The following is a 22,946-nucleotide window of genomic DNA, read 5'->3' on the forward strand; positions in this document are numbered from 1 at the left end:
GTCTGACAAACTGGGCGTCATGACCAGCGACGTAGAGCGCAACGGAGCCCCGGCGGCCGAGGCGGTGCCGACCCGCCCGCGTGTGCTGTCGGGTATCCAGCCGACCAGCGATTCCTTCCACCTCGGAAACTATCTCGGCGCGGTCCGACAGTGGGTGGCGTTGCAGGACGACTTCGAGGCGTTCTACTTCATCCCCGACATGCATGCCCTGACGGTGCCATTCGATCCGAAGGTCCTCGCCGAACGCACCCGCCTGAGCGTTGCCCAGCTGCTGGCCGTCGGCGTCGATCCCGAGCGTTCGACCATCTATGTGCAGTCCCACATCCCCGAGATCGCCCAGCTGACCTGGGTCCTGTCCTGCATCACGGGTTTCGGCGAGGCCAGCCGCATGACGCAGTTCAAGGACAAGTCGGCCAAACAGGGCGTGGACGCGGCGGGTGTCGGCTTGTTCACCTACCCGATCCTGATGGCCGCCGACATCCTCGCGTTCCAGGTCGATCGAGTGCCTGTCGGGGAGGACCAGCGTCAGCACCTCGAGCTGACCCGCGATCTCGCGCAGCGATTCAACTCCCGGTTCGGCAAGGTGCTGAAGGTGCCCCAGGCGCACATCGTCGAGGAGTTCGCGAAGATCTACGACCTGCAGAACCCCACCGCCAAGATGAGCAAGTCCGCCGAGACCGACAAGGGTCTGATCAACCTCCTGGACGATCCGAAGCGTTCGGCGAAGAAGATCCGCTCCGCTGTCACCGACACCGGCTCGGAGATCCGTTTCGATGCGGCCGAGAAGCCCGGCGTCTCCAACCTCCTGACCATCCAGTCGGCGCTCTCCGGCGTGGGTGTCGATGACCTGGTCGCCAAATACGAAGGCAAGGGATACGGCGATCTGAAGGTCGACACCGCAGAGGTGCTCACCGAGTTCGTGACACCGCTGCGCGGACGGGTCGACGAGTACCTGGCCGACCCGGCCGAGCTCGACGCGGTCCTGGCCCGGGGCGCGGCTCGCGCCCGGGCCGTCGCCTCCGAGACGCTCGCATCGGTCTATGACAAGGTGGGATTCCTGGCGCCTGGCCGGTGAGACCGGACCCGCAGGACGCCTGCACGGGATGTTGACAGGGACGCCTGTCCCGCGCTCCGACGAGGAAGGCACGCATGACCTCCGCGCCAGGCACGGCGAAATCACCGGCAGACACCGCGAAGTCGGCTGTGGACAAAGGGAAGTCGACGGTCGAGAAGGGCAAGTCGGCCCTCGCCGCGGCGCGCGAGAAGTGGCCGGCCGTCGAGCATCTGGTGCAGACCGTCGAACGGTACAACGACCGGCGCGGGAATGTGTATGCCGCGGCCATCAGCTTCAACGGCATCCTGGCGCTCGTCCCCATCATCATGGTGGTGTTCTCGATCGCGGCGTTCGTGCTCGCCAACCAGCCTCAACTGCTGGAGGACCTGCAGAAGGCCGTCGTGGAGGCCGCGCCCGGCAAGATGGGTGAGCAGCTCAGTGAGGTCATCGACTCGGCGATCGCCTCACGCGCAGCGGTCGGGATCGTCGGTCTGATCGGTGCCGCCTTCACGGGGATAGGGTGGATCTCCGGCGTCCGGGTGGCCTTCACCGAGATGTACGGGGGTCGCGTCGACCGCAACCCGGTGCTGTCGAAGGTGTGGGATCTCCTCACCTTCGCTCTACTGGGCCTGGCCTTCGCGGCGACCATGGGGCTGACCACCCTCGGCAACAGCGGACTCACCACCACAATGCTGTCCTGGGTAGGACTCGACGACGCGTCGTGGGCGCCGATCGTGGTGCGGGCGGTCGCCATCGTCGTATCCGTGTTCGCCAGCTGGCTGCTCTTCACTTTCGTACTCGCGCGGCTGCCGCTGGTGCCGTTGCCGATGACGCATGCCATGAAGGCCGGCCTGGTCACCGCGATCGCATTCGAACTCATGAAATCGCTTGGCGGACTATATCTTCAATCGGTGCTCGGGTCGCCGGCCGGCGTTGCGTTCGGTCCGATCTTCGGTGTCTTCGTCTTCGCCTACCTGGCTTCGCGCATCGTGCTGTACGCCAGCGCGTGGTGTGCCACCGACCCGATCAACAGCCGCTACCAGGTGGTCGAGGAGCCCGACGCCGAACTCCACCGGCCGGTGATGATCTCGCCGACCGTGGAGGTGAACCCGACGCCCCGGGCGGGTGCACTCGCGGCGGCTGTCGGAGTGGGCGCGGCAGCAGCCGCTCTGGTCGGCGTCCTCCGGCGACGGTGACGCCCGGGACCGTTGGAGCCGGGTCGCTCGTGGGGGCTCAGCGCCGACCGGAGAGCCGCAGCCCGAGGAGCAGCAGGACTACCGACACCAGCGCGGCCACGAGGCCGATGAGGATCTGGACCGAGGTCGACGACGCCTGATCGGAACCCGTTGCCGCGGCACGATTCCCGTTCTGCGGCGGTGACGGTGCCGACGACACGACAGGTGTGTCGGCCGACGGTGAGACGAGGCGGCCCACCGAGATGGCGGGGTCGGTCCGGAAGCCGTAGTCGAACATCGCTGGCTCTTCTGACGTCGAAGTGGGTTCCTTTTCGCGAGCCTAACGCACGCAACGCCCAGTCTCGCTTAGGTTTTGATTTGCGAAGAACAAGACCAAAGGAGTGGGCGTTGCGCACTGTCAGAGTACTGCAGAAGTTGCTCGGAATCGAGCGTGCCCGTGTTGTGGGTGTCAGGTTCGATGAGGATGACCGCGGGCAGATGGTGGTCGTGTCGCTGGAACTGCACAAGAACGCACGATCACGGTGCCCGCAATGTAAGAAGCGCTGCCCTGGTTACGATCAACCTGCGGCGCCGCGACGGTGGCGACATCTCGACATGGGCGGTTGGCGGTGCTTCCTCGAGTTGCCCGCCAAGCGTGTGCAGTGTCCTCGCCATGATGTGAAGACTGAGTTGGTTCCGTGGGCACGTCCGGAAGCGAAGATGACCAGGGCGTTCGACGACACCGTCGCATGGCTGTGCGCGCACGCCCCGATGACCGCGGTCAGTGCCTATCTGCGGGTCTCCTGGCGGACGGTATCTCGTATCGTCGAGCGCGTGGTCGACGACCATGTCGGACTCACTAAACGCTTGAACGGGTTGCGGCGCATCGGTATCGATGAGATCGCCTATCGCAAGGGCCGCCGGTACCTGGTTGTCGTGGTCAATCATGACACAGGTCAGTTGGTATGGGCGGGTGAGGGCGCCAAAAAGGAGACGATCGAGCGGTTCTTTGATGAACTGGGTGATGTGCGCGCACGCAGGATCACCCATATCAGTGCTGATGGCGCCGAGTACATCGGTGCGGTCCTCGCCGAGCAGGCGCCGGGGGCGTACTGGTGTATGGACCCATTTCATGTGCTGCAGTGGGTCAATCAGGCGTTGGACCGGTGCCGGTCTCGGGTGATGAGTCGGATAGCCGGCTTGTCGAAGGTGGAACGTGGCCGGTTGAGGTGGGCGTTGTTGAAGAATCCTGACAGCCTCACCGAGAACCAGGAGCGGTTGCAGTCCATCGTGGTCAGCGATGCCAACAGTGTGCTGGCCCGTGCGTATCAGATGAAAGAAGAGATACGGCACATACTTTCAGGTGCCTACTTGTCATGTTGGGCGCCGTTGCGGCGGTGGTTGAAGAAGGCGGAGGCTTGTGACATACCAGAGATTCGCACCCTGGCGCCGAGTATCCGTAAACGTGAGGTCCAGATCTTTAACGCGGTCGAGTGTCAGATGAGCAATGCGCGAGTCGAAGCAACGAACTGCCATCTGCGGTCATTGACAAAGCGGTCGTACGGATTTCACACTCCCGACGCTTTGATCGCGATGGCGAACCTCACCAGGGGCGGCGCATGCCCAGAACTCCCACATCGAAACTGACCGAAAACCGCCCACTTTCAGATCAGGAGATCCACATCGCTTCGGCCTGATCCCAGTACAGGTCGCCGTCGACGGACAGACCGAACATCTGCACAATGATCACCGCCCGACCGTCCCGCTCGGCCGCGCCCACGAACGTCTTGCGCGCGTCGTCGGTGTAGCCGGTCTTACCGCCGATGATCCCCGGGTACCCGTCGATGAGAAGGCGGTTGGTGCTGTACATGTCGTAGGGCGGATGGTCCTTGTCACCCGGTACGTCCGGGCGCCGCGGATACCCCGGGAAGCGGAACGTGCGCATCGCGATCAACTCGCGGAAGGTCGGTTCGGCGAGCGCAGCCCGGAAGAACAGCGCGAGGTCATAGGGCGACGACGACATCCCGGCAGCGTCGAGTCCGGACGGGCTCGCGGCCCGCGTGTCGTGCGCGCCCAGCAGTTTCGCCCGATCGTTCATCTTCTCGAGAGCGGCGTCGACGCCGCCGAGCTCACGCGCCAGCGCATTGGCGCAGTCGTTACCCGAGATCAGTAGGAGACCCGTGAGCAGGTCACGGACGGTGTAGATGCCGCCGGGCCCCATGCCGCAGGAGTCGCCCTCGGTACTCCAGTCCTCGGCGGTCGGCACGACGTGTGCGGCGAGGTCGAGTTCGTCGAGGACGACGAGTGCGAGCAGCACCTTGATCGTCGACGCCGGCCGGTAACGGCCGTGGGGGTCCTTGGCGGCGATGACCCGCCCGGACTCGAGGTCGGCGATCAGCCAGCCCGCCGAGGTCAGGCGCGGCGGAACAGGGCCGGCGGCCGGGTCGGCGATGACGCCGCAACCGGCCAGCGCGTCACCTCCGAGGGCCGGGGTCGGAACCGGGAGGGGAGTAGGGGTCGCCGATCCGGGTGCGACGACCTCGGATTCGTCGACGGCGGGCGGCGTCGCGACCTTGTGCGGACAGTGATCGGTGACCGGGGTGGTGACGGCAGGCGGCGGGGTCGGGAGCGGGACGGCGACCGCCGGGCCGGTGCGCACGAGCATGCCGAGGACCCCGAAGGTCAGCACGGCGACGAGCGCGCACGCGGTGCGACGAGTCCACGTCGAGGTCATCGGCCGCACGTTACCAGCGGGATCGCCCGTGGCCGACGACCTCGCGCAACCACCGCCGCATCACCGCATCCGCCATCGGCGCGGTGATGCCCTCCTCCGCCGCCGCGTCGCCGGGGAAACGATCGGTGGCGGATTCGCCCAGGACCCCGGCGACCGCGGACCGTGAATCCGGGTGTGACAGCCAGTCGGTGACGAGATCGCCGCCGGCCTCGAGATGGAACTGCACGCCATAGCAGTTGTCCACGCGGAACAGCTGATTGACGCAGGATTCCGATGACGCGAGCAGGGTCGCCCCGGGTGGCAGGATGACGGTGTCGAAATGCCATTGCACGGTGTCGATCTCGCGGGGTGTGGGTGCCGTGACCGCACCACCCCAGACCGGGTCGGCCATCCCCGCATCGGTGAGGCTCACCCGGTGCACGCCGAGTTCCGGTGTGTCACTGGTGTACACCTCCCCACCCAGAGCCGCCGCCAGCATCTGCGCACCCAGGCAGACGCCCCAGATGGGCATACCTCGGTCACGGGCTCGACGGAGCAGGTCGAGCTCGTCGCCGATCCATGGGATGCGGTCGGCGTCACCCACTCCCATCGCGCCGCCGAGAACGACGATGGCGTCGAAGTCGGTCAGATCGATCGACGCGGGATCGCGCCAGATCCGTAGGGTCGTCGTCTCGGCGGTCTCGTCCAACGCGGGACCGTACGCGCCCGGCGGCTCGGATTCCGCGTGTCGGATCTCAAGGACCCGCGGTCGCTGCGGCGAGGCCCCGGCCTGCTCTGTTCTCGTGCTCATGACGTGGCAAGCGTACGGTTCCGGCGGCCATTCCTCTCGTCGACGCGGTGCCGGAGTGAACCGGCCGGGATCAACCCGTGCGGCACGAACTCGTGGGGCGGGGGCCGTGTGCGGTGTGGTCGGCGACCTTCTTGCCGTCGATCCGGATCTCGCACCGCGCGAGACGCCCGCCGGACTGGAAGAGGGCATCGAGCGGAAGATCGCCCGCGAGTCGGGTGTACACCAGGGACGCCGACCAGTTCCCGTGCGAATCTCGTTGCGTCAGTGGTACATCGGTCTGCGTGCGCAACCGTCCGTCCGCGTCGGTCCAGGCTGCCGCGCCGTTGTGCTGCCGGTCGGAGGTCAACGTGATCGTGATCCGTTGGGTGTCGGTGGTGGGCGCAGCCGCAGCCGGTGCAAAGACGAGGAGGCACGCGAGCACACTCACCGCGAACGTCAACAGCAGCCGGAACAGCAGGGTGCGGGCCATGGAAACTCCGTTTCGGTGGACGAGCGCCGGTCGACGGCGACCAGCCGGTCGCCTTCGGTCTCTCTTCGACGCATCGAGCGGCTGATCGGTTCCCTCGGATAGTCGGATGCGTCGTCAGGTGGTGGCCGTCAGCGGCAACGTGGTGAAACGTCGCACGAGAATCCCTGGCTCCCATTGTGTCTGCCCCAGATCGATCCGGAAGGTCGTGGCGACGCGCAGCAGATGCTCGACCGCCAGTCGCGCCTGCAGGCGCGCCAGCGCGGCCCCGACACACAGGTGCAGGCCCTTGCCGAACGCGAGGTGCGACCTGCGGGCCGCCGGGTCGAGGTCGATCGCGGCGGGATCGTCGAAATGGGCCGGGTCGCGGTTGGCCGCCCCCCACATCAGGAAGACATGCGAGCCGGCGGGCAGGTGTGTGTCGCCGAGCGTGGTGTCGGTGACGACGTGCCGGAAGTGTCCACGGAAAGGGGTCTCGAGTCGAAGGGTCTCCTCCACGAACACCGGGATGAGATCAGGGTCCCGGCGCAGTCGCTCGAGGACCTCGGGGTGACGGTCCAAGAGCCAGACGACACTGTTCAGCAGGCTCGTGGTGGACTCGGCGCCCGCGGCGACCAGTTGGAACAAGATCATCACGGCGGAAGCGTGGTCGAGACGGCCGTCCGCGACGCGCGCGGCCACCTCGACCAGCGCAGACCCGGTCCCGCTCGCTCCGCTCCCGGCGCCGGTCAACGCCGCCGACAGGTACGCCGTCAACTCGCCGACCGCCGCGGTCGCCGTCGTCAGCTGCTCCGGCGTGATGACCCCGTCGATCAGGACGTTGGTCGCGATCGCCCACCGGGTGAGGACGGCTCGGTCGTCGGGCGGCAGCCCGAGCAGTTCACAGGCGACCGCCATCGGAATCCGTTGCGCGACAGCGCTCACCCAGTCGATCCGGCCGTCGTGCAGATTCGCGGTCCACGACTCGTCGAGGAGTCGGCGGATGCCGGGCTCGAGTTCACGGATGCGAGCCGGCGCGACCGACGGCATGACGAGCTTGCGATGGTCCCGGTGCCGGGCACCGTCGGCGGTGGCGAGTACGTGCATCGCATCGCCCAGACCGGCGACGGGGAACTCCGAGACCGTGCCGTCGTCGTGCCACACCATCGTGGCGGTCAGGTTCGACGAGAAGTCCTCGGGCCGGCGGACCGCCTCGGCGATGAGGTCCCAGGAGCCGACGGCGAAGAACGGTGAGTCCCCGATCCGTTGCACCGGGGAGTCGGTGTGCAGGCGCGAGTAGAACGTCGTGGGGTCCTCGGTGGTGTCCATGACACCAGCGTCGGCGACATCGGTCACGATGGCACGCGATTCCCGGAAGTCGAGATCGGGAGGATTGAGCATCACGGATCGATGTCTCAACGTATGGTCGTGACCAGCAGAGAGTGGCCACAACCAAGGCGCGATTCGTCTCATGATGAGAACGGAGGATGGGTGGCGGAGGACTGGCTGGTCGGCGGCGAACGGCGAGACGCCGCGCGCGAACGCCTCATCGCGCACGCGGCGGCACTCATCGCCCGGCGCGGGCTCGACGCGTTCGATCTCGACGAACTCGGACGCCGGGCGCACTGCTCGAGGGCGACGATCTACCGCCACGCCGGCGGACGGGCCGTGCTGATCGAGTCCGTGCTCGCCTCGACCTCGGCGCCGGTGCTCGATGCCATCCGGGCCTCGATCTCAGACCTCACGGGGCGTGAGCGTGCCCGGACGGCGATCGTCGAGACCCTGCGAGCCCTACGCGCCGACCGGGTCATCCGACAGTTCCTCCGGCCCGAGAACCTGATCGACGCGACGCCGACGGTCCTGTCCTCGCCGGCGGTACGTGCGGTGGCCGCGGATCTGATCGGTGTCGATCCCGACGACGTGGTGGGCGCACGGTTCGTGATCCGCTCGGTTCTGGGCATGCTGCTCTGGCCCGCCGAACCCGAGGAGGAGGCGCGGAGCGCGGAGGCGATCGTCGCCGGCGTCTTCGGCCCGCACATCACCTCGATCGACCCCGACGACGACGGCCCGCACCCCTGAGGGTGCGGGCCGTCGACGGGCTGCAGAGAGAAGTTCGATTGGGTCAGCGCGAGAACATCAGCGCGCGTTTGACCTCCGAGATCGCCTGGGTGACCTGAATGCCGCGCGGGCAGGCGTCGGTGCAGTTGAAGGTCGTGCGGCAGCGCCACACACCGTCGACGTCGTTGAGGATGTCGAGACGCTCGACGGCGCCCTCGTCGCGGCTGTCGAAGATGAACCGATGCGCGTTGACGATCGCGGCCGGACCGAAGTACGAACCCTCGGTCCAGAACACGGGACAGCTCGTCGTACAGCAGGCGCACAGGATGCACTTGGTGGTGTCGTCGAAGCGAGCTCGGTCGGCCTGGCTCTGGATGCGCTCGCGGGTCGGCTCGTTGCCCGAGGTGATCAGGAACGGCTTGATCGCGCGGAACGCGTCGAAGAACGGCTCCATGTCGACGACGAGATCCTTCTCCACCGGCAGGCCGCGGATCGGCTCGATGGTGATGGTGATCTCCTTGGACTTGTCCTTGGGGAGCATGTCCTTCATCAGGAGCTTGCAGGCGAGACGGTTGACGCCGTTGATCCGCATCGCGTCCGACCCGCACACACCGTGGGCGCAACTACGACGGAACGTGAGTGTCCCGTCGAGGTAGCCCTTCACATACAGGAGCAGGTTGAGCAGACGGTCCGTCGGCAGCGCCGGGACGCGGAAGCTCTCGAAGCCCTGGGCGTCGGGGTTCTCCGGGTTGAAACGGAAGATCTTGAGCGTCACCATGGTGGCCTCGTCGGGCACCGGTGGCAACGGCGGCTCGTCGGAGGACGGCGCGGGCTTGTCCAGAACAGATGTCATCAGTACTTACGCTCCATCGGCTCGTAGCGGGTTTCCACGACCGGCTTGTAGTCCAACTCGATGTCTGACAGGAGATCGGTGCCCTTTTTGTAGGCCATGGTGTGCCGCTTGTAGTTGACGTCGTCACGATCCGGGTAGTCCTCGCGTGCGTGACCGCCGCGGGACTCCTTGCGGTTCAGGGCTCCGGCCACCGTCACCTCGGCCATCTCCAGCAGGAAGCCGAGTTCGATGGCCTCGAGGAGGTCGCTGTTGAAGCGCTTGCCCTTGTCGTGGACCCGGATGTGCGCGTAGCGCTCCTTGAACCGGTGGATGTCGGTCAGCGCCTGCTTGAGGGTCTCCTCGGTGCGGAACACCGAGGCGTTGGCGTCCATCGAGGCCTGCAGCTCGGTGCGGATGTCGGCGACGCGTTCGTGGCCGTGGTCGCTGAGCAGCAGTTCGAGCCACGAATCGACCATCTCGGTGGGCGTCTCGGGGAGTTCGGCGAACTCGGCCGAGTTCGCGTAGTCCGCCGCGGCGATGCCCGCCCGGCGTCCGAAGACGTTGATGTCGAGCAGTGAGTTGGTGCCCAGGCGGTTGGCTCCGTGGACCGACACGCACGCGCACTCGCCGGCGGCGTACAGGCCGTGGACGACCTCGTCGTTGTTGCGCAGCACCTGGCCGTTGATGTTCGTCGGGATGCCGCCCATGACGTAGTGGCAGGTCGGGAACACCGGCACGTACTCGGTGACCGGGTCGACGCCGAGGTAGGTGCGGGCGAACTCGGTGATGTCGGGGAGCTTCTCGTTGAGGACGTCCTCGCCGAGGTGGGTCACGTCGATGTAGACGTAGTCCTTGTTCGGCCCGGCGCCGCGACCCTCGAGCACCTCGAGCACCATCGATCGGGCGACGATGTCGCGCGGCGCGAGGTCCTTGATGGTGGGGGCGTAGCGCTCCATGAAGCGCTCACCGTCGGCATTGCGCAGGATGCCGCCCTCGCCGCGGACCGCCTCCGAGATGAGGATGCCGAGGCCGGCCAGACCCGTCGGGTGGAACTGGTGGAACTCCATGTCCTCGAGGGGGAGGCCCTTGCGGAAGATGATGCCCATGCCGTCACCGGTCAGCGTGTGCGCATTCGACGTCGTCTTGTACATGCGGCCCGAGCCGCCGGTGGCGAAGACGATCGACTTGGCGTGGAACACGTGGATCTCGCCGGTCGCGAGTTCGTAGGCGACGACGCCGGTGGCGACCTGCTCGCCCTTCTCGTTCTCGGTGAGGCAGATGTCGAGGGCGTAGAACTCGTTGAAGAACTCGACGTCGTGCTTGACGCAGTTCTGGTACAGCGTCTGCAGGATCATGTGACCGGTGCGGTCGGCCGCGTAGCAGGCACGCCGGACCGGGGACTTGCCGTGGTCGCGGGTGTGACCGCCGAAACGCCGCTGGTCGATCTTGCCCTCGGGGGTCCGGTTGAAGGGCAGGCCCATCTTCTCCAGATCGAGCACCGCGTCGATGGCCTCCTTGGCCATGATCTCGACGGCGTCCTGATCGGCGAGGTAGTCACCACCCTTGACCGTGTCGAAGGTGTGCCACTCCCAGTTGTCTTCCTCGACGTTGGCGAGTGCCGCGCACATGCCACCCTGGGCCGCGCCGGTGTGGCTGCGGGTCGGGTAGAGCTTGGTCAGTACCGCGGTGCGGGCACGAGGTGCGGCTTCGATCGCCGCGCGCATTCCGGCGCCGCCGGCGCCCACGATGACGACGTCGTAGCGATGTTCCTGCATGTTCTAGGTCTCCTCTAGCCGACGCTGTTGACGTCGAAGGTCAGGAGGGCGTAGGTGCCCATCGTGAGGACGAGGATCATCGACACGGCGAGCAGCACGTTCAGCCAGAAACGGGTCGAGTCCTTGCGGGAGTAGTCGGCGATGACGGTGCGCACACCGTTGCCGCCGTGCAGCTGGGCCAGCCACAGCATGGTGAGGTCCCAGATCTGCCAGAAGGGCGAGCTCCAGCGTGCGGCGACGAACGAGGCGTCGATGCGGTGCACGCCGCCGTCCCAGGCCAGCATGATGAACATGTGGCCGATCGTCAGGACGACGAGCAGCAGACCCGAGAACCGCATGAACAGCCATGCGTTCTTCTCGAAGTTGCCGCCCTTGGGCTTGCGGGGCGAGCGCGGGTTGTCCAGGCTCGCGGGACGGTCGTGTTGCGTGCCGAGGGTCTTGGCGACACCGGTGGCTTCCGAGGTGGTCATCTCTGGTGTCTCCTACAGGTGGCTGAACAGGATCTGCAGCAGGCGGACCGTGCCGGCCCCGAAGGCGATGACGAACAGGGTCATGGCCACCCACAGCATCTGCCGCTGGTACTTGGGTCCCTTGGACCAGAAGTCCACGAGGATCAGGCGCACACCGTTGAAGGCGTGGAACAGGACGCAGGCGACCAGGGCGATCTCCATGAGGCCGATGATCGGCGTCTTGTAGGTCTCGATGATCGCGTCGTACTGATTCGGGTCGACGCGGATGACCGCGGTGTCCAGCACGTGTACGAACAGGAAGAAGAAGATCGTGACGCCGGTGATGCGGTGCAGGACCCACGACCACATGCCGGGATCGCCGCGATAAAGAGATCGTCTGCGCACCGGGTCGGGTGCGACTTCGGTCGAGGTGCTCATCGGGAAAGTGGCCTCCAACATCGTCGATGGACGCGTCGAATCGGCATGCTCCGACTCGACCATGGACCCATAGGAAGAGACTCTAAACCCATGCCCATTCCGGTGGTAAATTGCCCGAACCGATCTGAGCGACAAGACATTACGACTTAGGTTTGCCTTACCCAAGCTTTGCGGTGATGAAATCCAGATGAACGGCCGGTGACGCCGTGCGACAGGAGATTCACGTGGTTGCTGAAATCGAGTGGAATACGTTGCGGGACAAGGCCAAATCAATGATCGAACGCGCCTACGCGCCGTACTCGCAGTACCCGGTGGGGGCTGCCGGGATCACCGCCGAGGGGCGTGTCATCGCTGGTTGCAATGTGGAAAATGTCTCATATGGGCTGGGTATCTGCGCCGAGGTGGCGCTGGTCGCGGCCCTGGTGAACGGCGGCGACCGGGCTTTGCGGGCGGTCAGCGTCTGCGACTCGCGCGGGGCGGTGCTGATGCCGTGCGGCCGGTGCCGGCAGGTGCTCCTCGAACACGGCGGGCGCGGGCTCCTCGTCGACCATCCGCAGGGTCCCCGGCCGCTCGCGGATCTGCTCCCGGACGCCTTCGGACCCGACGATCTCGACGCGGTCCGCTCATGACGGTCGAGGACCGCGAGATCATCCACGCGGTGTCGGTCATCGCCACCAAGCGCGGCGGACACGAACTCAGCGACGCGCAGATCGCGTGGATGGTCGACGGTTACACCCGTGGCGAGGTGGCGCCGGAACAGATGTCGGCACTGCTGATGGCGGTGTACCTGCGCGGTATGGATCGCCGGGAGATCGCGTCCTGGACGCACGCGATGATCGACAGCGGGCGGCGGATGGATTTGTCCGGTCTGCGACGGAACGGGAAGACGCTCGCGACCGTCGACAAGCACTCGACCGGCGGCGTCGGTGACAAGATCACCCTCCCGCTCACACCGCTGGTCGCATCCTTCGGTGTCGCCGTGCCGCAGCTGTCCGGCCGGGGGCTCGGTCACACCGGCGGGACGTTGGACAAGCTGGAGTCCATTCCGGGATGGCGGGCCGAGGTGAGCACGGCCGAGATGCTCGACCAACTCGAACGCGTCGGCGCGGTCATTTGCGCCGCGGGTGCCGACCTGGCGCCGGCCGACCGCAAGCTCTACGCACTGCGCGACGTCACCGGAACGGTCGAATCCATTCCGCTGCTGGCCTCGTCGATCATGAGCAAGAAGATCGCCGAGGGGACCGGTGCGCTGGTCCTCGATGTCAAGACCGGTTCGGGTGCCTTCCTGCCCGAGGAGAGCGACGCGCGCGAACTCGCGTCGACGATGGTCGAACTCGGTCACGACGCCGGTGTCGACACCCGTGCCGTGATCACCGACATGGGCACACCGCTCGGACTCGCGGTCGGCAATGCCGTCGAGGTGGCCGAGTCGGTGGAGGTCCTCGCGGGCGGTGGGCCCGCCGACGTCGTCGAGCTCACCCTGGCCCTGGCTCGGGAGATGCTCGACGCCGCGGGGCTCGTCGACGCCGATCCGGCAACCCACCTCGCCGACGGCCGGGCGATGGACACCTGGCGGGCGATGATCGCCGCGCAGGGCGGCGACCCGGACGCGCCGCTACCGCGGGCGCGCCATCACGACACCGTGACCGCGGCGCGTGACGGTGTCGTCACCCAGATGGATGCGCGCGCGGTGGGCGACGCCGCATGGCGACTCGGGGGTGGCAGGTCGAAACCGGGGGAGGCGGTCGCGGCCGAGGCCGGAGTGATCATCCATGCGAAACCGGGGGATCGTGTGCGGGCCGGTCAACCGTTGTTCACCCTGCACACGCAGGATGAGGGCCGGATCGCCGGCGCGCGCTCGTGTCTGGCCGGGGCGGCGACGGTCGAACCCGACGCCCCTGGACACGCGGTCGGCGCGGGCACCCGACCACTGATCATCGACCGCGTTAGGTTCACTCCATGACGACGCTGACCCCGGCGAACATCTCCCTCGCCCCGAAGGTGCTGCTGCACGACCACCTCGACGGCGGACTCCGGCCTGCGACGGTCCTCGAACTGGCCCACGAGGTGGGTTACGAGGACCTGCCGTCGGACGAGAACGGCAGGCAGATCGACGACGCCGAGACACTGGGGCAGTGGTTCCGCCGGGCGGCCGACAGCGGCTCGCTCGAGCGCTACCTCGAGACCTTCTCCCACACGGTCGCGGTGATGCAGACCGCCGGCGCTCTGCAACGCGTGGCGCGGGAGTGCGTGGAGGATCTCGCCGCAGACGGTGTCGTCTACGCCGAGGTCCGTTACGCGCCCGAGCAGCATCTCGAAGGTGGCCTGGAGCTCGGTGAGGTCGTCGAGGCCGTGTTGCGGGGGTTCGCCGAGGGGGAGGCCGTCGCGGCGGAGCAGGGCCGGAGCATCACCGTGCGTTGTCTGGTCACCGCGATGCGCCATGCCGCCCGGTCGCGCGAGATCGCCGAGCTGGCGGTCCGCTACCGCGAGCGGGGCGTCGTGGGCTTCGACATCGCCGGTGCCGAGGCCGGACATCCGCCGACCCGTCACCTCGATGCGTTCGAGTACATGCGAGCCAATTGCGCACCGTTCACGATCCATGCGGGCGAGGCGTTCGGCCTTCCGTCGATCCACGAAGCCATCGGTTTCTGCGGGACGGACCGACTGGGCCACGGCGTCCGCGTCTTCGACGACATCGAACTCCCCGCCGGGGTCGATCTCGCGGCGGGGTCGTTCGCCGGCGCGAAGCTGGGACAGGTGGCGAACGTCGTGCGGGACAAGCGGATTCCGCTGGAACTGTGCCCGAGCTCGAATGTCCAGACCGGCGCGGTCGGTTCACTCGCCGAGCATCCGTTCAACGTGCTGGCACGGTTGCGATTCCGCGTCACCGTCAACACCGACAACCGGCTCATGTCCGACACCACGATGAGCAAGGAGTTCGGTCTGCTCGCCGATCAGTTCGGATACGGCTGGGCAGATTTCGAACGGTTCACCGTGAACGCGATGAAATCGGCGTTCATCCACTTCGACGAGCGGTTGGCGTTCATCGACGACGTCATCAAGCCCGGCTACGCGGTGCTGCTCGGCTGAGCAGCACCGTCGTGGCCGGCGTGGCAACGGGAGCCGACCGGCCCGTCAGCCCTTCTTGGTCAGGCGGGCCTCGAAGTCGTGCTCGAGTGCGCGCCACGCCTCGGCCTCGTTGTCGAACGGGCCGCTCGGCGCCATGCGCTTGGGGTCGGGGTTGACCGTGTAGTCCACGAACCATCCCAGCGGGGTGGTGGTGCCGAGGGCTTCGGTGACCGTGTCGTCACCGGCATAGTCGGCCGCGTCGGTGAACAATTCGACGGCGAGGTCGAGCTGGTCACGATCCATGCGACGCGGACCGTCGGCGATGTCGTCGGCGAGCCCCGGCAGCACGTAGACGTTGTCGTCGATGACGTCGAATTCCAGGGAGCCGTTGGTGGCCTCGGTGCGGACCTCGTCGAACGTGGACAGCTCGGCGAGGTCGTGCGTGTTGTCGTCGGCGAGGAACCGCGACAGTGCGCGCGCCGAGGTGAACACGAAGATCTTGCCCTTGCTGCCGAGGAAGACCGGATCGTCGCCGAGGTAGCACCGGAGTGTCAGGTATTCGTTCGCGCTCGTGACGATCTTGACCGGGTCGATGCCGACCGACGCCCAGAAATCGTCGTCGTCGTAGTCGTCGTCAGCCTGTTCGTCCTTGTCGTCGTCCTCGAGGTCGTCGTCGGACTCCGCGGGCTCGTCGTCGGTGTCGGTGGCACCGACGATCTCGATGTCGTCGTCGGTGGGCTCGTCCTCGTCCTCTGCGGATGCGGCGGCCTCCAGCTCGGCCTCCGCGGTCTCGACGGCCTTGGCGTCGACCTTCGGCGTGCTGATGACCCCGTCGATGGCGTCGAGCACGTCGTCCCAGTGCTTGGCGATCAGCCGGCCGATGCGTACCCAGAGGTCGGTGCCCTCGCGGCCGTCGAAGTTGCGGGTGCCCGTGGTGACGGCGCCCAGGATCGGGTTGCCGTTGAAGAACTTGGTGACCGGCGTCAGTTCGCAGACCTCGCCGAGGATGCGGACGATCTCGAGTGCGTCCTCGAGTTCGGCGATGACCTCCGGGGTCGGGTCCTCGGCGGCGAGCTCGGGCACGCCCACGAGGTCATAGCTGTGACGCTCGTCGGGAACCAGTTCTTCGGCCTGCAGTCCGACCACCGTCGACCACGCGGGATGTTCGACGAGGTCGTTGTCCTCGTTGGTCCGGATGAACGCGGCGAGCTCGGCGACGCCGGGCAGGACATACAGATCCTCGTCCAGTCCGAGGAAGGCCTCCCACTCGTCATCGCCCTCACGCCAGCGGGGTGCCCACAGGGTGAAGCTGTTTCCGTCGGTGAGTCCGAGCTCAATCGGGACGATGTCTCCGGCCATGGGGACACAGCCTAGCGATTGTCGGCGGCGAATCCAGTAGTGCCCCCACAGACGGTCGATGGTGCGCCGACGACATTTCGATGAACTCATCGCACCGGCTTGGTGGATCGAGCGTCACCCGGCTCTCAGCGTGGACGGAAGAAGCCCTCGAACGCCTGGTCGAGGTTCGAGGTCCGTACCGGCGAGACGCCCACCGGGTCACCGGCTTCGACCATCTGACCGTTACCGATGTACATCGCGACGTGACCGGACCACACCGCGAGGTCCCCGGGCTGGAGGTGCGCCCGCGAGACCGGGACTCCGGCGGTGTCCTGCTCCTGCGCGAGCCGGGGCAGCTCGAGTCCGGCCTGGCGGTAGGCCCACTGGGTGAAGCCGCTGCAATCGAATCCGTCCGGAGTGGTGCCGCCCCATACATAAGGGACGCCGCGCTGACTCAGCGCGGCACGCACCGCCGTGGCCGCCCGTTGATTCGGTGCGTATGCGACCGAACCATCGGGCAGAGTGATCGGGATGCCGCCGGGGGTGGGCGCCGTCGACAGCTGCTCGAGGCCGCTCGCGACACCGGTGACCTCGGCGGGCGCCGTTCGCCGGGCGAGGCCGGTCATCGCCTCGGTGTCCGAGCCGAGCTCGGCTCGGGCGCGGGTCACGATCTCCACGCCCCGGCCCAGGTGCTCGACGGCGATCGGCAGGATCGCGAGAAGTCCTGCCGGAGTGGCCAGTCCACCGGCGAGGCCGCGCACATGACGCTCCAGGGAGTCCACGAGTCCGGTCAGCCCGGTCGCCGCGGCGTGGACGGTGCGACTCGCGTCTTCGACGAGCCGGCCGAACTCGGTGGCGCACCCGGTGACCTCGGCGAGCTGCTGCCGGATCGCCGTGGTCGCGGCATCGGCCCCGGCCGACCCCGCCCCGTCCCATCGGGTGTGGACGGATTCGGTGGCCGACACCGATCGGCGGCGCACCTCCTCGACGGTGGACGCGTCGGCCCGGACCCGTTCCGCGGGGTTGCCCGGTGCCAGGACGCCGGTGCCCAGCGCGGCCACCAGCTGACGCAACGGTTCGATGAGGAGCTCGACGGGGATCACAGCGTCAGCCCGCCTTGTGCCGTGATTCCGTCGGCGGCCGCGCAGTCACAGTCGGCGTAGGACGTCGCGGCAGAACTCGTGGTCAGTCCGACGCGTTCCTCGCGTGCCGCGGCGGCAGCGACATTCCGGCGATGAAGCTCGAGGAACTCGACGACGGCGGCGAGGAACTCGATTCCGATCAGTCCGAAGGTGATGGCCAGGTCGACCATCCCGGTGTCGTCGACCCCGGCGTCACTGTCGAGCATCCGGGCGTTCGTGCGATGTGTATCGGAGAAATCGTGCAACGCAGTCGAATCGACGGACAGCCGGTTGCCGGCCGCGAGGCCTGGACGGGCGGGGGCAGGATCAGGGTGCGGGGAGGACGGGCTCATGGGATTCTGACGCGGCGCGGCCGAGTTGGGTTCCATCGAGTTTCGCACGCGCGAGAGATCGGGCGGGGCCGGCCACGCCCAAGAGGCACGCGATCGTCACCGAGGAAATAGGGTGATGGGCATGGAGTCCCTGATCGTCGACGATCCCCTCGCGGCCGCGCGTCTGACCACGATGCGTGACGAGACCACCGACAACGCCGGATTCCGGGCGGCGCTGTCCGACCTCACTCAGATGCTGATCTACGAGGCGCTCGCCGATGCGCCGCGCGCCGATGTCGCGATCAACACGCCGATGACGTCGCACACGGGGTCGAGGCTGGCGTCCCCGCCTCTCCTGGTGCCGGTGCTGCGTGCGGGGCTCGGCATGGTCGAGCAGGCCCACGCGATGGTCCCCGAGGCGCATGTCGGTTTCGTGGGTCTCGCACGTGACGAGGAGACCGCGCAGCCGGTGCCCTATCTCGAGTCGCTGCCGGAGGATCTGGCGGGGCGGCCGGTGTTCGTCCTCGATCCGATGCTCGCCACCGGCGGTTCGATGCTTCACACGATCGAACTCCTGGTTGCCCGCAACGCCACCGACATCACCGCGGTCTGCGTCGTGGCGGCTCCTGAAGGTGTTGCCGCGCTCGAGAATTCGGGACATCCGTGCCGTCTCGTGGTGGCCGCGGTCGACGACGGCCTCAACGAGGTCAACTACATCGTGCCGGGGCTCGGTGACGCGGGCGACCGGCAGTTCGGTCCGCGCTACTCGTAGTTGCGGTTCGAGATGTGCGCCGAGTTCGGCGGGGGCGTCGGCGGCTTCACGCGGTGCTCGGGGAGGCGAGGCGGGCGTTGCAGAGTCAACGACGGGTCGCCGCTGCTGGGTCAAAATTCGAAACTGGTGTGACTGAAGTTCACCACTGTCAACGGTTTACGCACAGTCGACGAAAATCGACGCTCAGTCGACGAAATCGCCTGCACAGTCGAATATTTCGCGATTCCGGGCTTGTGGAAACTCCTCGAAATCGAACGAATGTGGATCTCCTGATCTGAAAGTGGGCGGTTTTCGGTCAGTTTCGATGTGGGAGTTCTGGGCATGCGCCGCCCCTGGTGAGGTTCGCCATCGCGATCAAAGCGTCGGGAGTGTGAAATCCGTACGACCGCTTTGTCAATGACCGCAGATGGCAGTTCGTTGCTTCGACTCGCGCATTGCTCATCTGACACTCGACCGCGTTAAAGATCTGGACCTCACGTTTACGGATACTCGGCGCCAGGGTGCGAATCTCTGGTATGTCACAAGCCTCCGCCTTCTTCAACCACCGCCGCAACGGCGCCCAACATGACAAGTAGGCACCTGAAAGTATGTGCCGTATCTCTTCTTTCATCTGATACGCACGGGCCAGCACACTGTTGGCATCGCTGACCACGATGGACTGCAACCGCTCCTGGTTCTCGGTGAGGCTGTCAGGATTCTTCAACAACGCCCACCTCAACCGGCCACGTTCCACCTTCGACAAGCCGGCTATCCGACTCATCACCCGAGACCGGCACCGGTCCAACGCCTGATTGACCCACTGCAGCACATGAAATGGGTCCATACACCAGTACGCCCCCGGCGCCTGCTCGGCGAGGACCGCACCGATGTACTCGGCGCCATCAGCACTGATATGGGTGATCCTGCGTGCGCGCACATCACCCAGTTCATCAAAGAACCGCTCGATCGTCTCCTTTTTGGCGCCCTCACCCGCCCATACCAACTGACCTGTGTCATGATTGACCACGACAACCAGGTACCGGCGGCCCTTGCGATAGGCGATCTCATCGATACCGATGCGCCGCAACCCGTTCAAGCGTTTAGTGAGTCCGACATGGTCGTCGACCACGCGCTCGACGATACGAGATACCGTCCGCCAGGAGACCCGCAGATAGGCACTGACCGCGGTCATCGGGGCGTGCGCGCACAGCCATGCGACGGTGTCGTCGAACGCCCTGGTCATCTTCGCTTCCGGACGTGCCCACGGAACCAACTCAGTCTTCACATCATGGCGAGGACACTGCACACGCTTGGCGGGCAACTCGAGGAAGCACCGCCAACCGCCCATGTCGAGATGTCGCCACCGTCGCGGCGCCGCAGGTTGATCGTAACCAGGGCAGCGCTTCTTACATTGCGGGCACCGTGATCGTGCGTTCTTGTGCAGTTCCAGCGACACGACCACCATCTGCCCGCGGTCATCCTCATCGAACCTGACACCCACAACACGGGCACGCTCGATTCCGAGCAACTTCTGCAGTACTCTGACAGTGCGCAACGCCCACTCCTTTGGTCTTGTTCTTCGCAAATCAAAACCTAAGCGAGACTGGGCGTTGCGTGCGTTAGGCTCGCGAAAAGGAACCCACTTCGACGTCAGAAGAGCCACGAATGTTCATGTACTTGGGCCCATGCCAGAGCTCACCAGCCTCCTCGATCAGCTCATCGAGACCACCCCGCCCGCCGAGGACCCCACGGGCACAGCGACATTCGACGCACTGAACGTGATCCGGTTGATCCGCAACACCGTCGAACACCAGATCACCACCCACACAGCACAACTCGACGAACTCGAAGTCGCACACAAGGCAGGTGGCACCACCCGGCAGCTCTTGATCGAGATGGGACACGCGCCAGCTGTCGCCTCACGCATCATGCGCAGCGTCGACGGCCTGCACACGCTGCCCGCCCTGGCACGTCACGCCGCCGACGGACGCTTGTCGTCGGAAGTCGTCTACGCCATTGTTCGAGGAATGAATCACATCGACAAACGCTCGGCGACAGCCATTTCCGACGACGATCGCTCCGAGTGCGAGACCGAACTCCTCGGCCGAGCACTCTCCGGGGCGACACCGGCACAGGTGCTTGAACACGCCCGCACGATCGCCAACACACTGGCCGAAGCAGTCGACAGCGGCATCCCCGCGGCGGACGACGCATCCCTCAACACAGTCAACGTCCACACCACCGACGACGGCCGCATCGACATCCGCGCCGACCTCACCCAAGTCGTCGGCGAGAAGTTCCTGGCCATGATCGACGAACGTTCCTGCCCACGAACCGAACCCGACGGCACCGACGACCGACGCACCGCCGAGCAACGCCGCGCCGACGCCTTCGAGTTGATCCTCGACCAGGCTGCTCTCGGCGCGAGCATCGACAGCATCAGCAGTCCCCGCACGCAACTGATGCTGACCATCCCCGCCACCGGCGCCGACCCGGCAACCCTGCCGTGGACAGGGTCGGTCAGTCAGGCCACTGCGAAACGGCTGTCCTGCGACGGATCTCTCGCCGAGGTCGTCCTCAACGATGAGGGGGTACCACTACAGATGGGGCGCACTAACCGACTGTTCCCGGCACACTTGCGCAAAGCCGTAATCGTCCGAGACTCCTGCTGCGTCAAATGCGGTGCGCCGCCGTCGCATACCCAGGTTCACCATGTGCGGCATTGGGCTGACGGCGGCCCCACCGACCTCGACAACGGCTGCCTGCTCTGCCAACGCTGCCACACCCAAGTCCACCACCACGGCTGGGACATCATTCTCGGCTACGACCGACACCCCTGGCTCGTGCCGCCTGCCACCGTCGACCCACGGCGCCGTCCGTTGCCGGCTTACAACCGGCGCACCAAGCGACTCGACGACGCCGCCTGACCCCACACTTTCGCGTAGCACCTTCCGCACCCGAGCCCCCTCGGGACCGCAACCGTCCCTTGACAACTCCACAGTGTTTCTCCAGAGCGCAGAGAAGATCTTTGCGTCAGCAGGGCGCGACAGCTCTGATCTGAGAGGCCAGTCGGTCTCGGAAGCTCAGCCGGGCAGCGACCAGTAGGCCAGCATGGGTTCCTCGGTGAGCACGGTGCCGCCTTCGACGATGGTGAGGCTCGTCGGCGAGACGAGGTAACGAACAGCGCCGTTGCGCGCTTCGAAGGTGTCGCCGGTGCGGGTCGGGAACTGCAACTCGATCCCACCCTCCGGAGCAGCGCCCTTGTAGTACCAACGGCCTGTCTGAGTGCCGACCTGGCAGATGACGACGCGCGATCGTGAGGTCTGTCCCACGACGACGGCCGGGTCGCCCGCGGCGTTGCAGCGTGGGCCGGTGGTGAACCCCTGCCAGTCCGCCCCCGCGACGGTGGGGGTGGGACGGTCGGGTGTCGGCGTTGTCGTGGTGGGAGTCGTCGTGGTGGTGGTCGTCTCGGCCGATCGGGTGACGGTGCTCGTGAAGGTCGATGCCGACGGTTGTCCGCCATCAGCGGTGTCGCGGTCCGCGGACTCGTCGTCGGTGGGGATCAGCAACAGCGCCGCGAGCACGCCCACGACCACCAGGAGCACGCCCGCGCCGATCGCCACCAGCACAGCGGGCGACGACCACGGTGATCGAGGCGGTCCGGGTGGCACCGGGCCCGATGGGTAACCGCCCTGCGGGTAGCCGCCACCGCTCGGTGGATAGCTCATGTCGCTCCTTCGGTTCGGCCCGGCCGGAAGTCGGTGCGGTCCTACAGCTCGCCGATGATCTGTGCCAGCAGTTCGCCCATCCGGGCCGCCGACGCGCGTCCCACTTCGAGAACCTCGGCGTGGCTCAGGTGTTCGCCGGTCATTCCGGCTGCGAGGTTGGTGACCAGCGAGATCCCGAGCACGTCGAGGCCGGCGGCTCGGGCGGCGATGGTCTCGTGCACGGTCGACATACCGACCAGGTCGGCGCCCATCGTCCGCAGCATCCGGATCTCGGCGGGTGTCTCGTAGTGCGGGCCGGGCAATCCGGCGTACACACCCTCCGCGAGACCCGCGTCGATTCCGCTCGCGATGTCACGCAGCCGCGGTGAATACGCGTCGACCAGGTCGACGAACTGAGCGCCGACAAGAGGGGAGCGGGCCGTGAGGTTCAGGTGATCGGAGATGAGGACGGGTTGTCCGACCGACATGTCCGCGCGCAGTCCGCCCGCCGCGTTGGTGAGCACGACGGTGTGGACACCGGCCGCCGCCGCGGTGCGGACCGGGTGGACCACGCGGGCGAGGTCGTGCCCCTCGTAGGCGTGAATGCGGCCCAGCATCAACAGGACCCGCCGATCACCGATCCGCACCGAGTGGACCACACCGCCGTGGCCGGCGGCCTTGGGCGGAGTGAACCCGGGGATCTCGGCCATCGGCAACGAGCGGATCGGTCGCCCGAAGGCCTCGGCCGCGGGCGACCACCCCGACCCCAGGATGACGGCCACATCGTGTGCAGCGGCATCGGTCTCGGCGGCGATCGTGGCCGCGGCGACGATGGCTGCGGCGTCTGCGTCGGCGGTGGGGTCCATGCGCCAACCCTA

General features: G+C 66.6%; 23 protein-coding genes and 1 pseudogene. 9 read left to right on the forward strand and 15 right to left on the reverse strand.

Translation table 11 applies throughout. The features are described 5' to 3' along the window. Positions 1–19: 19 nt before the first annotated feature. Both trpS and AC3B5T_RS15300 read left to right on the forward strand, forming a co-directional pair. Positions 20–1,075, forward strand: coding sequence for a tryptophan--tRNA ligase (trpS, locus tag AC3B5T_RS15295; protein ID WP_488357687.1), 1,056 nt, complete (start codon positions 20–22; stop codon positions 1,073–1,075). A gap of 74 nt (positions 1,076–1,149) precedes the next feature. After that, positions 1,150–2,250: a YhjD/YihY/BrkB family envelope integrity protein gene (locus AC3B5T_RS15300; protein ID WP_488357688.1), complete on the forward strand. Its 1,101-nt coding sequence runs from the start codon at positions 1,150–1,152 to the stop codon at positions 2,248–2,250. Positions 2,251–2,287: 37 nt separating this feature from the next. On the opposite strand, the gene AC3B5T_RS15305 is transcribed toward AC3B5T_RS15300, so the two are convergent. Continuing rightward, positions 2,288–2,527 (reverse strand): hypothetical protein, encoded by a 240-nt coding sequence (locus AC3B5T_RS15305; protein ID WP_488357689.1) that lies wholly within the window; start codon positions 2,525–2,527, stop codon positions 2,288–2,290. Between the two features lie 110 nt (positions 2,528–2,637). On the opposite strand from AC3B5T_RS15305, the gene AC3B5T_RS15310 reads away from it, so the two are divergent. Beyond that, positions 2,638–3,876 (forward strand): ISL3 family transposase, encoded by a 1,239-nt coding sequence (locus tag AC3B5T_RS15310; RefSeq protein WP_165629364.1) that lies wholly within the window; start codon positions 2,638–2,640, stop codon positions 3,874–3,876. 31 nt (positions 3,877–3,907) lie between these two features. On the opposite strand, the pseudogene AC3B5T_RS15315 reads toward AC3B5T_RS15310, so the two are convergent. From AC3B5T_RS15315 to AC3B5T_RS15330, 4 genes and pseudogenes are all read right to left on the reverse strand, one after another. Continuing rightward, positions 3,908–4,963 (reverse strand): annotated as a pseudogene (locus tag AC3B5T_RS15315) (D-alanyl-D-alanine carboxypeptidase family protein); the annotation flags it as partial. A 10-nt stretch (positions 4,964–4,973) separates the two neighbouring features. After that, positions 4,974–5,753, reverse strand: a complete 780-nt coding sequence (locus AC3B5T_RS15320; protein ID WP_055474838.1) for a type 1 glutamine amidotransferase — start codon at positions 5,751–5,753, stop codon at positions 4,974–4,976. 70 nt (positions 5,754–5,823) lie between these two features. Continuing rightward, positions 5,824–6,222, reverse strand: a complete 399-nt coding sequence (locus AC3B5T_RS15325) for a hypothetical protein (protein ID WP_055474837.1) — start codon at positions 6,220–6,222, stop codon at positions 5,824–5,826. A 114-nt stretch (positions 6,223–6,336) separates the two neighbouring features. Further along, the gene (locus AC3B5T_RS15330) at positions 6,337–7,527 is read right to left on the reverse strand and encodes a cytochrome P450 (RefSeq protein ID WP_055474963.1); all 1,191 of its coding nucleotides are present in this window, start codon (positions 7,525–7,527) and stop codon (positions 6,337–6,339) included. A gap of 162 nt (positions 7,528–7,689) precedes the next feature. Here AC3B5T_RS15330 and AC3B5T_RS15335 point away from each other — a divergent pair, with 162 nt between their 5' ends. Beyond that, positions 7,690–8,277 (forward strand): TetR/AcrR family transcriptional regulator, encoded by a 588-nt coding sequence (locus AC3B5T_RS15335; RefSeq protein ID WP_055474836.1) that lies wholly within the window; start codon positions 7,690–7,692, stop codon positions 8,275–8,277. Positions 8,278–8,320: 43 nt separating this feature from the next. On the opposite strand, the gene AC3B5T_RS15340 is transcribed toward AC3B5T_RS15335, so the two are convergent. From AC3B5T_RS15340 to sdhC, 4 genes are read right to left on the reverse strand one after another with little or no spacing between them, the layout of a single operon-like run. Further along, positions 8,321–9,109 carry a succinate dehydrogenase iron-sulfur subunit gene (locus AC3B5T_RS15340; RefSeq protein ID WP_004021684.1) on the reverse strand — a complete coding sequence of 263 codons (789 nt, stop codon included), beginning with the start codon at positions 9,107–9,109 and terminating at the stop codon, positions 8,321–8,323. Further along, positions 9,109–10,863 (reverse strand): succinate dehydrogenase flavoprotein subunit, encoded by a 1,755-nt coding sequence (sdhA, locus tag AC3B5T_RS15345; protein ID WP_014926225.1) that lies wholly within the window; start codon positions 10,861–10,863, stop codon positions 9,109–9,111. The genes AC3B5T_RS15340 and sdhA overlap by 1 nt, the downstream gene beginning before the upstream one ends. A gap of 14 nt (positions 10,864–10,877) precedes the next feature. Next, positions 10,878–11,333: a succinate dehydrogenase hydrophobic membrane anchor subunit gene (locus tag AC3B5T_RS15350; protein ID WP_004021682.1), complete on the reverse strand. Its 456-nt coding sequence runs from the start codon at positions 11,331–11,333 to the stop codon at positions 10,878–10,880. Between the two features lie 12 nt (positions 11,334–11,345). Then, positions 11,346–11,750, reverse strand: coding sequence for a succinate dehydrogenase, cytochrome b556 subunit (gene sdhC, locus AC3B5T_RS15355; RefSeq protein ID WP_014926226.1), 405 nt, complete (start codon positions 11,748–11,750; stop codon positions 11,346–11,348). Positions 11,751–11,974: 224 nt separating this feature from the next. Here sdhC and AC3B5T_RS15360 point away from each other — a divergent pair, with 224 nt between their 5' ends. Genes AC3B5T_RS15360 through AC3B5T_RS15370 form a run of 3 tightly spaced genes read left to right on the forward strand, consistent with a single transcriptional unit; the run spans position 11,975 to position 14,840 of the window. After that, positions 11,975–12,379, forward strand: coding sequence for a cytidine deaminase (locus AC3B5T_RS15360; RefSeq protein WP_035717124.1), 405 nt, complete (start codon positions 11,975–11,977; stop codon positions 12,377–12,379). Further along, positions 12,376–13,713: a thymidine phosphorylase gene (locus tag AC3B5T_RS15365; protein ID WP_055474835.1), complete on the forward strand. Its 1,338-nt coding sequence runs from the start codon at positions 12,376–12,378 to the stop codon at positions 13,711–13,713. Before AC3B5T_RS15360 ends, AC3B5T_RS15365 begins: the two co-directional genes overlap by 4 nt. Beyond that, on the forward strand, positions 13,710–14,840 hold the full coding sequence (locus AC3B5T_RS15370) for an adenosine deaminase (RefSeq protein WP_010841915.1): 1,131 nt from the start codon (positions 13,710–13,712) through the stop codon (positions 14,838–14,840). The genes AC3B5T_RS15365 and AC3B5T_RS15370 overlap by 4 nt, the downstream gene beginning before the upstream one ends. Positions 14,841–14,885: 45 nt before the next feature. On the opposite strand, the gene AC3B5T_RS15375 is transcribed toward AC3B5T_RS15370, so the two are convergent. The 3 genes from AC3B5T_RS15375 to AC3B5T_RS15385 all read right to left on the reverse strand — a co-directional run bounded on the left by AC3B5T_RS15375 (position 14,886) and on the right by AC3B5T_RS15385 (position 17,565). Next, positions 14,886–16,178 carry a hypothetical protein gene (locus AC3B5T_RS15375; RefSeq protein ID WP_055474834.1) on the reverse strand — a complete coding sequence of 431 codons (1,293 nt, stop codon included), beginning with the start codon at positions 16,176–16,178 and terminating at the stop codon, positions 14,886–14,888. A 125-nt stretch (positions 16,179–16,303) separates the two neighbouring features. Continuing rightward, the gene (locus tag AC3B5T_RS15380) at positions 16,304–17,260 is read right to left on the reverse strand and encodes a C40 family peptidase (protein WP_055474833.1); all 957 of its coding nucleotides are present in this window, start codon (positions 17,258–17,260) and stop codon (positions 16,304–16,306) included. Further along, positions 17,257–17,565: a type VII secretion target gene (locus tag AC3B5T_RS15385; RefSeq protein WP_269432747.1), complete on the reverse strand. Its 309-nt coding sequence runs from the start codon at positions 17,563–17,565 to the stop codon at positions 17,257–17,259. The genes AC3B5T_RS15380 and AC3B5T_RS15385 overlap by 4 nt, the downstream gene beginning before the upstream one ends. A gap of 187 nt (positions 17,566–17,752) precedes the next feature. Between AC3B5T_RS15385 and upp the strand changes: the two genes are divergently transcribed. Then, positions 17,753–18,382 carry a uracil phosphoribosyltransferase gene (upp, locus tag AC3B5T_RS15390; RefSeq protein ID WP_488357690.1) on the forward strand — a complete coding sequence of 210 codons (630 nt, stop codon included), beginning with the start codon at positions 17,753–17,755 and terminating at the stop codon, positions 18,380–18,382. Between the two features lie 295 nt (positions 18,383–18,677). Here upp and AC3B5T_RS15395 read toward each other — a convergent pair whose 3' ends face one another. Next, the gene (locus AC3B5T_RS15395; protein ID WP_165629364.1) at positions 18,678–19,916 is read right to left on the reverse strand and encodes an ISL3 family transposase; all 1,239 of its coding nucleotides are present in this window, start codon (positions 19,914–19,916) and stop codon (positions 18,678–18,680) included. Between the two features lie 130 nt (positions 19,917–20,046). On the opposite strand from AC3B5T_RS15395, the gene AC3B5T_RS15400 reads away from it, so the two are divergent. Continuing rightward, positions 20,047–21,288 carry an HNH endonuclease gene (locus tag AC3B5T_RS15400; protein WP_488357691.1) on the forward strand — a complete coding sequence of 414 codons (1,242 nt, stop codon included), beginning with the start codon at positions 20,047–20,049 and terminating at the stop codon, positions 21,286–21,288. 156 nt (positions 21,289–21,444) lie between these two features. Here the strand turns inward: AC3B5T_RS15400 and AC3B5T_RS15405 are convergent, their stop codons facing one another. Continuing rightward, positions 21,445–22,089 carry a hypothetical protein gene (locus AC3B5T_RS15405; RefSeq protein ID WP_055475106.1) on the reverse strand — a complete coding sequence of 215 codons (645 nt, stop codon included), beginning with the start codon at positions 22,087–22,089 and terminating at the stop codon, positions 21,445–21,447. Between the two features lie 41 nt (positions 22,090–22,130). Continuing rightward, positions 22,131–22,934 carry a purine-nucleoside phosphorylase gene (locus AC3B5T_RS15410; protein WP_010841921.1) on the reverse strand — a complete coding sequence of 268 codons (804 nt, stop codon included), beginning with the start codon at positions 22,932–22,934 and terminating at the stop codon, positions 22,131–22,133. Positions 22,935–22,946 lie beyond the last annotated feature (12 nt).

Source organism: Gordonia sp. G4 (genome assembly GCF_057770005.1).